This is a genomic window from Mesorhizobium sp. LSHC412B00 (genome assembly GCF_000503035.1).
Lineage (GTDB): Bacteria > Pseudomonadota > Alphaproteobacteria > Rhizobiales > Rhizobiaceae > Mesorhizobium.
This window is the reverse complement of record NZ_AYWB01000002.1, coordinates 307236-318811: the sequence shown is the minus strand read 5'-3', so window position 1 is coordinate 318811 and position 11576 is coordinate 307236. Positions and strand designations below refer to the sequence as shown.

The following is an 11576-nucleotide window of genomic DNA, read 5'->3' as shown; positions in this document are numbered from 1 at the left end:
TGGCAAAAGGATAGGCGCCCCATGTCCTTTCTCGACTTCTCGGAAATCACCAAGACCTATCCGGGCGTCAAGGCGCTGTCGGACGTCTCGTTCGGCGTCGGCAAGGGCGCCGTGCACGGCCTGATGGGCGAGAACGGCGCCGGCAAATCCACGCTGATCAAGATCCTGTCGGGCGACCAGCATGCCGATGACGGCGAGATCCTCATCGACGGCAAGATGCAAGCCTATGCAACGACGCGAGATGCCTTCGACAATGGCGTCATCGTCATCCACCAGGAGCTACAGCTGGTTCCTGAGCTCACTGTTGCCGAAAACCTCAGCCTCGGCCGCTTCCCCACCAACGCCGGCATCATCGCCCGCGCCAGAATGCTGGAAGACGTCGGCGCCAAGCTGAAATCGGCAGGCATCGACATCGATATCAGGCGCAAGGTCAAGACGCTGTCCATCGGCGAACGGCAGATGGTCGAGATCGCCAAGGCGATCATGCTCGACGCGCGCGTCATCGCTCTGGACGAGCCGACCTCGTCGCTGTCGTCGCGCGAAAGCGAAATCCTGTTTGCGCTGATCGACCGCCTGCGCGGCGAGGGCAAGGTCATCATCTATGTCTCGCACCGGCTGGACGAAGTGTTCCGCCTCTGCGACAGCCTGACCGTGCTGCGCGACGGCAAGCTCGCGGCGCACCATGCGTCGCTGAAAAACGTTACGCGCGACCAGGTCGTCGCCGAAATGGTCGGCCGCGAAATCTCCGATATCTGGGGTTTTCGCCCACGCCCGGTCGGCGATGTCCGGCTGAAGGTCGACGCTGTTTCCGGAGTAAAACTGACGACGCCCGCCAGCTTCGAGGCGAGGGCGGGCGAGATCGTCGGCTTCTTCGGCCTGATCGGCGCGGGGCGCTCGGAACTGATGCGGCTGGTGTTCGGCGCCGACCCGCGCTCGGGCGGCAGCATCAGCGTGGACGGCAAGGTCGTGCATGCCACCGATCCCCATGATGCGATCCGCGCCGGCATCGTTTTGTGCTCGGAAGACCGCAAGCATGACGGCATTATCCAGGGCCGCTCGATCGAGGAGAACATCAACATCTCGTCGCGGCGTCATCACACGCGCTTCGGGATCCTGAACCGCGCCAGCGAGATCGCCACCGCCGAGACCTTCATCAAGAAGCTCAAGGTGCGCACGCCGTCGCGCAAGCAGGACATCATCAACCTCTCCGGTGGCAACCAGCAGAAGGTCATTCTCGGCCGCTGGCTGTCGGAGCAGGGCGTGCGCGTGCTTATCGTCGACGAGCCGACACGCGGTATCGATGTCGGCGCCAAAGCGGAAATCTACGAACTGCTCTACCAGCTTGCCGAAGACGGCATGGCGATCGTCGTCGTCTCGTCCGAACTGCCGGAAGTGATGGGCATTTGCGACCGCATCCTGGTGATGTGCGGCGGGCGCATCAGTGCCGAACTCGCCCGCGACCAGTTCGCCGAAAAAGCGATCCTGGCCGCTGCTCTTCCCGATCAGAAAACCCCCGACGCGATCGCATCCTGAGGATCTTTACCATGACCGATCAGTTGAAGAAGATCCTGCTCGGCGAACAGGGCCTCGTCGTCATCTTCATCGTCGCCTTCGTGCTGGTGTCGCTGCTGGTGCCGAACTTCCTCACCGACCGCAACATGCTCGGCCTGCTGCAGTCGGTGGTCACCGTCGGCATTGTCGCCTGCACGATGATGTTCTGCCTTGCCGCGCGTGACTTCGACCTCTCGGTCGGCTCCATCGTCGCCTTTGCCGGCATGGTCGCGGTAATGGCGTCGAACTATACCGGTTCGATCCTGCTCGGGCTTCTCGCGGCAATCGCCTGCGGCGCCTTCGTCGGCTTCATCAATGGCGTCGTCATCGCCAAATTCCGCATCAACGCACTGATCACGACGCTTGCCACCATGCAGATCGTGCGCGGCCTTGCGCTGATCGCATCCGACGGCCGCGCCGTCGGCATCAACAGCCCGGATTTCTACCAACTGGCGCTGTCGAAGCTGTTCGGCATTCCGACGCCGGTCTGGGTCCTGGCCGTGCTGTTCTGCATCTTCGGTTTTGTCCTCAATCGTACCGTGTTCGGCAAGAACACGCTGGCCATCGGCGGTAACCCGGAGGCTTCGCGCCTGGCCGGCGTCAATGTCGACTGGACGCGCATCTGGATCTTTGCTCTGCAGGGCGTGGTCTGTGGCATCGCCGGCATCCTTTTGGCCTCGCGCATCACGTCGGGCCAGCCCAATGCGGCGGTCGGGCTTGAACTCTCGGTCATCTCGGCCTGCGTGCTCGGCGGCGTCTCGCTTGCCGGCGGCCGCGCCACCATGTCGGGCGTCATCGTCGGCGTGCTGATCATGGGCATCGCCGAAAACGCCATGAACCTGCTCAACATCCCGGCGTTCTACCAATACATTGTGCGCGGCGTGATCCTGCTGCTTGCCGTTTTGCTCGACAATCTGCGTTCGTCGGCACTGGGCCGGCGCTGACCATCTTCCAGTGGAGTGACAGCCATGGCTGAGCGCCTGTCCGGCAAACGCATCTTCCTCACCGGCGCCGCGCAAGGCATTGGGCTTGCCATCGCTGAAGCTTGCCTCGCCGAAGGGGCAAGGCTGTTCCTGGTCGATCGCGACGGCGCGCTGCTGGACAAAGCGGTCGCCGGCCTAGCAGCGCCGCAGGGCCATGTCGGGCATGTCTCAGCCGACATCAGCGACGGTGCTGCGATTGCCGCAGCCGTCGGTCAAGCGACCGACGCGATCGGGCCGATCAACGCGCTGATCAACAATGCCGGGATGAATGTGTTCTCGACGCCGCTCGAGGCGACCGAGGAGGAGTGGAACCGCAATTTCGACGTCAACGTCAAGGGCGCCTGGAACTGCGCCAAGGCGGTGCTGCCAGGAATGATCGCAAATGGCGGTGGCGCGATCCTCAACATCGCCTCGACGCACAGCTTCACCATCATCCCTCATACCTTCCCTTATCCCGTGGCCAAGCACGCGCTGCTTGGGCTGACCAAATCGCTGGCGCTGGAATATGCCGGGCAGGGCGTGCGCGTGAACGCGCTGGCGCCCGGTTATGTCGAGACGCAGAAGGCGACCGACTATTGGAACAGTTTTGCCGATTCGGTTGCGGCGCGCGCCAGGACGCTGGCGCTGCATCCCGGCGGCCGCATCGCCTCGGCGCGCGAGATCGCGCTGGCCGCTGTGTTCATGATTTCTGAGGAGTGCCCGTTCATGAACGCGGCGACCCTCGTCGTCGATGGCGGGCTCAGCCAGCTACAGCATCCCGCCTGAACGCTGGAGAGGCTCTATTTCTACGGCGTCGACCGCCGGCTTAATGGCGCAAGCCGTAGCGATCAGAAACGCTCGCGATAGGCGCGCGGGTTGGTGCCCAGCACGCGCAGAAAGCCGCGCCGCATGGTTTCTTCCGAGCCGAAACCGCAGCGGCGGGCCGTCTGGTTGACGGGCTGGCCCCGCTCCAGCATCCGCCGCGCCGCCTCGATCCGGATCTCCTCGATCGCGCGGGCAGGTGTCCGGCCGGTGGCCTCGCGATAGCGCCGCGAGAAGCTGCGCGGGCTCATATTGGCGTGGTCGGCCAACTGCGTGAGCGACAGGTCACCGGCCAGATTTTCGAGGATCCAGCCATGCAGCCGGTCGAAGCGTCCGTCGCCTTGCTGCAGCTTGAGGGGCTGGCTGAATTGCGCCTGGCCACCGGGACGTTTCAGGAAGACCACCAATTCGCGCGCCACGGCAAGCGCCGTGTGCCGGCCAAGGTCGGCCTCGACGAGGGAGAGGGCGAGATCGATCCCCGCCGTTACACCAGCTGATGTCCAGACATTGCCGTCACGAATGAAGATCGGGTCAGGTTCGAGGCGGACCGCGGGAAAGCGGCGGGCGAACTCCGCGCAGCGTCCCCAATGGGTCACCGCGCGACGCCCGTCGAGCAGGCCAGCCGTCGCCAGCAGCATGGCGCCGCTGCAGACGGAAGCGGTTCGCGTGGCATCGCGCGAGCGGCTGGCGATCCACTGGATCAGCACGGGATCGTCGCAGGCCGCGTTGACGCCCCATCCGCCGGGCACGACCAGCGTGTCGATCTTACCTCCGTTCGCCGGCAGCACTGCTGCCTCCAGCACGAGACCGGCCGATGTCCGGATGCGCGGTGAGGCGGCGACGACCACGACCTCGTAAGGAGCCGGTTCGCCGGCCTGCCTTTTGAAATCATTGGCGCTGGCAAAGACCTGCAGCGGTCCGCTGACGTCGAGGAGCTGGATGTCGGGATAGGCAAGTACTTCGATACGGCGCATTGGTTTGGCCCGAAGCGAGGGATGAATGGCAATCGTGCCAAACCATGATGCCGTAGATTGCCGGAAGTCAACCCACGGAGATTTCCATGCCCCTTCGTTTCGGCATCCTCGTATTCCCCGACGTCCAACAACTCGACCTCACCGGCCCATACGAAGTCCTGGCATCGGCCAAGGATGCCGAGGTGGAACTGATCTGGAAGGATCGCAACCCGGTGACGTCATCGACGCGCCTCTCGCTGACGCCAACCGCGACCTTTGACGATTGCCGGCCCCTCGACGTGCTGTGCATTCCTGGCGGGGGCGGGGTCAACGCGCTGCTGGAGGACCAGACAGTCCTCGATTTCGTGTGGGAGCGCGCGGGGCAGGTGCGCTACATCACCTCCGTTTGCAGCGGTGCCCTGGTGCTTGGGGCGGCCGGACTGCTGAGGGGCAAGCGCGCGACCACGCACTGGTATGCGCATGATTTCCTTGAGGAGTTCGGAGCGATCCCGGTCGACGAGCGTATCGTCGAAGACGGCAAGCTCATCACCGCCGGCGGCGTCACTTCGGGGATCGACTTCGGCCTGGCGCTGGTTGCGAGGCTGCTTGGACAGGAGGAGGCCGAGATCGTGCAGCTCTCGCTCGAATACGCCCCGGCTCCCCCCTTTCGGTCCGGCACGCCCGCCGAGGCGTCGCCTGCGGTGCTGGCGCAGGCAAAAAAAGCGCCTCTCTGCTTCGAGGCGGGTTCGCGAGGCAATCTTCGCTCGCTGGCGCGAGGCTCGCGCCGCCGCTGCGCCGGCGCCCATCCACGGCTGAAGCAGCAAGGCCGAAGGTGCATCCCCTGGCCCTTCGGCCTCGCTGCGTTTCCACTGTTGACAGGTCCCTTCGTCTGTGCAGAAATTGGTTGGACCATTGAACCACTTCGGTAATAGCCCCGGTGACCGAATTCAGCCTTCCGCCGATCCAGACGACGGCCCGCGACGACGCGGTGCTGAAGGCGTTGGCCGGCTTCGTCATGCGCGAGAAGCTGGAACCCGGTGAGAGGCTGCCGACCGAACGCATCCTCGCTGAGCGTCTGAAGGTCAGCCGCAACACGGTGCGCGAGGCGCTGACGCGCTGGGAAGGGCTTGGCCTGGTCGAGCGCCGGCAGGGCTCGGGCACCTATCTCAAGGCCGCCGTCTCGCTCGACATGCTGCACATGCCGCTGACGCTTGCCGGCGGCAATGATTTCACCGGCCTGATGCGCACGCTGGAAATCCGCCGCGCGCTGGAAGCGGAAGCCGCCGCCCTTTGCGCCATTCGTGCCGACAAGGACGACCTCGCCGAGATCGAGCGCAAGCTCGACATCATGGAGGAAGAGTTTCTCAGCCGCGCCGGCATGTCGTCGGAAGAGGACTGGGAATTCCATCAGGCGATCTACCGCGCCTGCGGCAATCCGCTGTTCGAGCAGATTATCGCCGCCATGCACGAACTGTTCCACCGCTTCTGGGAACATCCGCTCGGCGTGCGCGATTTCGGCCACGCAAGCTTTCCCTACCACCGCACCATGTTCGACTGCATCGCCGCGCACGATCCGGAAGGCGCCCGGGCCGAAGCGCTGAAGCTGATCGCCACGGTCGAGGACGATTTGAAGCGCGGCGCCGCCAACCTCAAACTTTCGGTCCGCACATGAACGAGCACAGCTTCGACCCAGGCATTTCCGGCAGCGACTATCTTGCCGAGGCGGCGACGCTTCTGGCGCATGACGACCCGTTCCCCGGCAATGCGGTGGTGCCGCCGATCTACCAGACCTCGCTGTTCACCTTCGCCAGCTATGCCGACATGGCCGACACCTTTGCCGGGCGCAGGAAACAGCCGATCTATTCGCGCGGCGACAATCCGACGGTGATGGAATTCGAGTCGCGCGTCGCAGCGCTTGAAGGTGCTGAAGCCGCACGTGGTTTTTCGAGCGGCATGGCTGCGATCAGCGCGACGTTGCTGGCTTTCGTCGGCGCAGGCGAACGCATCCTTGCGGTGCGCAATTGCTATGGCGACGCCTACCGACTGTTCGAGCGGCTGTTTCCGCGCCTGCATATCAAGGTCGACTATGTCGACGGCTCCGATCCGGATGCGGTGGCCGCGGCACTTCCCGGTGCGAAACTGCTCTACCTGGAAAGCCCGACCTCGATGATGTTCGAGCTGCAGGATCTCGAACATCTGACGCGGCTGGCGAAAGAGCAGGGCATCGTCACCACAATCGACAATTCCTGGGCGACGCCGGTGTTCCAGAAGCCGATCCTGCACGGCGTCGATCTGGTGCTGCACTCGGCCTCGAAATATCTCGGCGGCCACAGCGATACCGTCGCCGGTGTGGTGGCGGGTTCGGCCGCCCATATCAAGCACATCAACGACCAGACCTACTCGCAGCTTGGCGCAAAGCTGTCGCCCTTCGAGGGCTGGCTGCTGTTGCGCGGCCTGCGCACGCTGCCGCTGAGACTGCCGCATCACATGAAGAGCGGGCTCATCATCGCCGAGCGCTTGAAGGCGCATGACAAGGTCGAGCGGGTCAATCATCCCGCCTATTCCAACCATCCCGGCAAGAAGACGCTTGCCGGCTATGCCGGGCTGTTCTCCTTCGAGGTGACGGAGGATGTCGACATTCCCGCTTTCGTCGATGCGCTGAAATTTTTCCGCATCGGCGTCAGCTGGGGCGGTCATGAAAGCCTCGTCGTGCCGGCAAAGGCCTCGCTCGAGCAGACACCGGGTCTCAATTCGATGGCGCGCTTCGGCGTCAGCCCCCGAACCATCCGCTTCAATGTCGGATTGGAAAGCGTCGAAGACCTCTGGGTCGACATCGGCCAGGCCTTCGACAAAGCAAAAAAATGACTGGGTTCAAAATGGGAGTTCTGAACATGAAACGACTGAGCATCATGCTTGCCACCGCTGCCGGCCTGGCGATGTCCGCCAGCGGCGCATTGGCCGACACCACCCTCAAGCTGGTCGAGGTCATCACCAGCCCGCAGCGCACCGAATTCCTGAAGAAGCAGATCGCCGAGTTCGAGGCCGCCAATGCCGGCGTCAAGGTCGAGGTGGTCTCGCTGCCCTGGGGCCAGGCGTTCGAGAAATTCCTCACCATGGTGCAGGCCGGCGATACGCCCGACATCGTCGAGATGCCGGAGCGCTGGATGGGCCTCTACGCCACCAACGGCCAGCTCGAGGATCTCGGTCCCTACATGGCCAAATGGGATGATGCCAAAACGCTCGGCGACCGCGCCAAGCAGTTCGGCTCGACCGTCAACAACACCCAGTTCATGATCCCGTACGGCTACTATGTGAATGCGCTGTTCTGGAACAAGAAGCTGTTCAAGGAGGCCGGTCTCGACGGCCCGCCGGCGACACTCGACGACTTCATCGCCGACTCCAAGAAGATCTCCGCCATTCCAGGCAAGTACGGCTATTGCCTGCGTGGTGGGCCGGGCGCCTTCAACGGCATGCACATGTTCATGAACATCGCCGCTGGCAAGGGCGGCTACTTCAACGAGGACGGCACCTCGACCATCAACGAGGAGGGCTCGGTCAAGGGCCTGCAGATGCTGGCCGACATGTACAAGGACGGGCTGGCGCCCAAGGATGCGGTGAGCTGGGGCTTTAACGAGACCGTCACCGGCTTCTATTCCGGCACCTGCGCCATGCTCAACCAGGATCCCGATGCGCTGATCGGCATTGCCGACAAGATGAGTGCCGACGATTTTGCCGTGGCGCCGCTGCCTGTGGGGCCAAGCGGCAAATCCTATCCGACGCTGGGCTATGCCGGGTGGGCGATGTTCGCCAATTCGCAGCACAAGGACGATGCCTGGAAGCTGATGGCGACGCTGTTGTCGCCCAAGGACAATCTCGAATGGGCCAAGGAAGTCGGCGTCGTGCCGATCCACAATGGCGCCGACCAGGATGCCCACTTCAAGACCGAGCAGTTCAAAGGCTGGTTCACCGAACTCAGCGACACTTCCAAATATGAAATGGTGACGCCGCCGACACATCTGGAGAACCTCGGCAATTTCGTCGACCAGGTGGCGATCAAGAATTTCCAGGAAGTGCTGCTCGGCCAGAAGTCGGCCAAGGACGTTGCCGATCAATGGGCCGCGTTCCTGACCAAGGAACAGCAGGACTGGCTGGCCAAGAACAAGAAGTAGTTCTTCCACCTTCTCCCCGTTTACGGGGAGAAGGTGGCCCGAATGCATGTCGCCCAAAAGTGCGTAGCGGTTTTGGGACAACGACATGCACAGACAGGCCCGGATGAGGGGCAGCGCGAGCACCCCAAGGCTGGCGCCGCCCCTCATCTGCCTGCCGGCATCTTCTCCCCGTGAACGGGGAGAAGGGTGCTGTTGCCGCTGTCGGCACCCACCCATGATTGTTGAGCGCTAATGACTTATGCCGTGTCCGAAATACGATCCGCCGGCCGGCCGCGAAAGAAGCGGCTGACGCATGCAGCAATCGAGCCCTGGCTTTATCTCAGCCCGGCGATCGTTCTGCTGGTCGTGGTGCTGCTGGTGCCGCTGATCATCGGCATCAGCTATTCGTTCCGGAAGTTCTCCGCCTTCAAATCCGAATATGTCGGTCTAGGCCAGTATCAGGCGATGCTGACCGACCAGGTGCTGGGGCAGGCGCTGGTCAACACGCTGTGGTGGACCGTCGCCAGCCTGTTCTTCCAGTTCTTCCTCGGCCTGGGTCTGGCGTTGCTGCTCGACAAACCGTTTGTCGGGCGCAAGTTCGTGCAGGCGGTGGTGTTCCTGCCCTGGGCGGTGCCATCTTTCCTGTCGGGCCTGACCTGGGCGTGGCTGTTCAATCCGATCATCGGACCACTGCCGCATTGGCTCTTCACGCTCGGGCTGAAGGCCGAGCCGACCAATGTGCTGTCCGATCCGGCGACCGCCATGTGGGGGCCGATCATCGCCAACATCTGGTTCGGCATTCCGTTCTTCGCCATCACGCTGCTGGCGGCGCTGAAGTCGATCCCGTCGGAACTGCATGAGGCGGCCGCAATCGACGGCGCTTCGCCTTGGCAGCGCTTCACCAAGGTGACGCTGCCGTTCCTGGCGCCGACCATCGTCATCACCGTCATGCTGCGTACGATCTGGATCGCGACCTTAGCCGATCAGATCTTCGTCATGACCGAGGGCGGGCCGGCCGGCTCGACCAGCACGGTGCCGGTCTACATCTATGTCAGCGCCTTCAAGTCGCTGGACAAGGGCTATGCCTCCGCGGTGGCGGTGCTGCTACTGGTACTGCTCATCGCCTATGCGATCGCGCTGATCGCCATCCGCCGCTTGCTGGTGAGGCACGTCTGATGATTGCCGGACGCTCCACCTCCTCGCGCATCTTCAGCGGCATCGGCCTCTACGCGGCGATTGCCGCCTATATGATCTTTGCGCTGTTTCCGATCTTCTGGACGCTGAAGATTTCGGTAACGCCGGAGCGGCTGCTCTATTCCGAGGGCATCACGCTGTGGCCGTCGCAGACCACCTTCCGCAACTTCATCACTGTCCTGGAAGCCTCTGACTTCCCCCGCTATTTCCTCAACAGCGTTATCGTCTCGGTGTCGACGGCGGCCCTGGTGACAGTCATCGCCACGCTCGCCGGCTACGCCATGTCGCGCTTCACCTTTCGCGGCAAGGCAACGCTGGCGATCATGCTTTTGCTGACGCAAACCTTCCCGCTGGTGATGGTCATTCCGCCGATCTACCGCGTCATGGGCGAGCTTGGCCTGACCAACAGTCTGGTTGGTCTGATCATCATCTACACCGCCTTCAACACCGCCTTCGCCACCTTTCTAATGCAGTCCTTCTTCGACGGCATTCCGAAGGATCTGGAGGAAGCGGCGATGATCGACGGCTGCACGCGGGCGCAGGCGATGCGCAAGGTGATCGTGCCGCTGACCTTGCCCGGCATGGGCGCCACGCTCGGCTTCGTCTTCACCGCCGCCTGGAGCGAATTGCTGTTCGCGCTGATGCTGATCTCCAGCGACGACCAGAAGACCTTTGCCGTCGGCCTGCTCACCTATATCGGCAAGTTCGCCGTGGACTGGGGGCAGATGATGGCGGCGTCGATCCTGGCGCTGATCCCGGTCTGCATCTTCTTCGCCTTCCTGCAACGCTATCTCGTCACCGGCCTCACCGCCGGCGCGGTCAAAGGATAATCGATGGCTTCCGTCACGCTGCAAAACGTCGAGAAGGATTACGGTTCGCTGCGCATCCTGCACGGCGTCGACCTCGAGATCGCCGATGGCGAGTTCGTCGTGCTGGTCGGCCCGTCCGGCTGCGGCAAGTCGACCCTTTTGCGCATGATTGCCGGGCTGGAGGAGGTGTCGGGCGGCGAGATCCATATCGGCGATCGGCTGGTCAACGATGTCGCGCCGAAGGACCGCGATATTGCCATGGTGTTCCAGTCCTACGCGCTCTATCCGCACATGGATGTGTCGTCGAATATGGGTTTCAGCCTGCTTTTGAAGAAGGCGGAGAAGACGACGATCGACGGCAGGGTAGGGGCGGCGGCCAAGCGCCTCGGCCTCGACAGTTTCCTCGGCCGTCTGCCCAGGCAACTGTCCGGCGGCCAGCGCCAGCGCGTCGCCATGGGCCGCGCCATCGTGCGCGATCCCAAAGTGTTTCTGTTCGACGAGCCGCTCAGCAATCTCGACGCCAAATTGCGCGTGCATATGCGCGCCGAGATCAAGGCGCTGCACCAGCAGCTCAAGACCACATCGGTCTATGTCACCCACGACCAGATCGAAGCCATGACTATGGCCGACCGCATCGTCGTCATGCATGACGGCTATGTGCAGCAGGTCGGCCATCCGCTCGAACTCTACGATCGGCCGATCAATACTTTTGTGGCCGGCTTCATCGGCTCGCCCGGCATGAATTTCTTTCCGGCGACAGTGGCCAAGGGCGGCAAGGTGGACGCGGTGCTGGCCGACGGCCAGAAGCTGCGGTTGCCTGATGGCTTGCCGTTGAAGGATGGCGATGTGCTTACTGTCGGGCTACGGCCGGAGCACATCCAGCTTGCCGACGATGGTCCGCTCAAGGCAGAGGTCGAGGTGGTCGAGCCGCTCGGCCTGTCGACGCAGTTCTATGTCCGGCTCGCCAACCAGCTGGTTTGTGTCTTCGTCATGGGACGCAGCACTATCCGGCCGGGCGACACGGTAAGACTGTCTGCCGATCCGGCGGCGCTGCATCTGTTCGATCCCGCAAGTGGCAATCGCATCGGGTGATGGCGGCCATCCGGCCTGTTTTCCGAGCATGATCTCTTCCGGAAA

Annotated in this window: 10 protein-coding genes and 1 pseudogene; 10 read left to right on the top strand and 1 reads right to left on the bottom strand. The window is 63.1% G+C overall.

All coding sequences use genetic code 11. The features are described 5' to 3' along the window. Positions 1–21 precede the first annotated feature (21 nt). The 3 genes from araG to X757_RS158825 are packed head-to-tail and all read left to right on the top strand — an operon-like array spanning position 22 to position 3299. The gene (araG, locus tag X757_RS158815) at positions 22–1533 is read left to right on the top strand and encodes an L-arabinose ABC transporter ATP-binding protein AraG (RefSeq protein ID WP_023725465.1); all 1512 of its coding nucleotides are present in this window, start codon (positions 22–24) and stop codon (positions 1531–1533) included. An 11-nt stretch (positions 1534–1544) separates the two neighbouring features. After that, positions 1545–2495 carry an L-arabinose ABC transporter permease AraH gene (gene araH, locus X757_RS158820; RefSeq protein ID WP_023687901.1) on the top strand — a complete coding sequence of 317 codons (951 nt, stop codon included), beginning with the start codon at positions 1545–1547 and terminating at the stop codon, positions 2493–2495. 24 nt (positions 2496–2519) lie between these two features. Further along, entirely contained in the window at positions 2520–3299 is a 780-nt protein-coding gene (locus X757_RS158825) for an SDR family oxidoreductase (protein ID WP_023725464.1), read from the top strand. Positions 3300–3361: 62 nt separating this feature from the next. On the opposite strand, the gene X757_RS158830 is transcribed toward X757_RS158825, so the two are convergent. Next, a complete protein-coding gene (locus X757_RS158830; RefSeq protein ID WP_023725463.1) occupies positions 3362–4309 on the bottom strand; it encodes a GlxA family transcriptional regulator in 948 nt (315 codons plus the stop codon). Positions 4310–4395: 86 nt separating this feature from the next. Between X757_RS158830 and X757_RS01000000164575 the strand changes: the two are divergent. The 7 genes and pseudogenes from X757_RS01000000164575 (at position 4396) to X757_RS158860 (ending at position 11531) form a co-directional block, all read left to right on the top strand. Continuing rightward, a pseudogene (locus X757_RS01000000164575) lies at positions 4396–5104 on the top strand (DJ-1/PfpI family protein). Positions 5105–5225: 121 nt separating this feature from the next. Next, positions 5226–5960: a FadR/GntR family transcriptional regulator gene (locus X757_RS158835; protein ID WP_023668124.1), complete on the top strand. Its 735-nt coding sequence runs from the start codon at positions 5226–5228 to the stop codon at positions 5958–5960. Beyond that, positions 5957–7153: a PLP-dependent transferase gene (locus X757_RS158840; protein ID WP_023725462.1), complete on the top strand. Its 1197-nt coding sequence runs from the start codon at positions 5957–5959 to the stop codon at positions 7151–7153. Before X757_RS158835 ends, X757_RS158840 begins: the two co-directional genes overlap by 4 nt. A 26-nt stretch (positions 7154–7179) precedes the next feature. Then, positions 7180–8457, top strand: coding sequence for a sugar ABC transporter substrate-binding protein (locus X757_RS158845; RefSeq protein WP_023685297.1), 1278 nt, complete (start codon positions 7180–7182; stop codon positions 8455–8457). A gap of 231 nt (positions 8458–8688) precedes the next feature. Continuing rightward, the gene (locus tag X757_RS158850; protein ID WP_023725461.1) at positions 8689–9612 is read left to right on the top strand and encodes a carbohydrate ABC transporter permease; all 924 of its coding nucleotides are present in this window, start codon (positions 8689–8691) and stop codon (positions 9610–9612) included. Then, on the top strand, positions 9612–10460 hold the full coding sequence (locus tag X757_RS158855; RefSeq protein WP_023668128.1) for a carbohydrate ABC transporter permease: 849 nt from the start codon (positions 9612–9614) through the stop codon (positions 10458–10460). Before X757_RS158850 ends, X757_RS158855 begins: the two co-directional genes overlap by 1 nt. 3 nt (positions 10461–10463) lie before the next feature. Then, positions 10464–11531 carry an ABC transporter ATP-binding protein gene (locus X757_RS158860; RefSeq protein ID WP_023685295.1) on the top strand — a complete coding sequence of 356 codons (1068 nt, stop codon included), beginning with the start codon at positions 10464–10466 and terminating at the stop codon, positions 11529–11531. Positions 11532–11576: the final 45 nt, after the last annotated feature.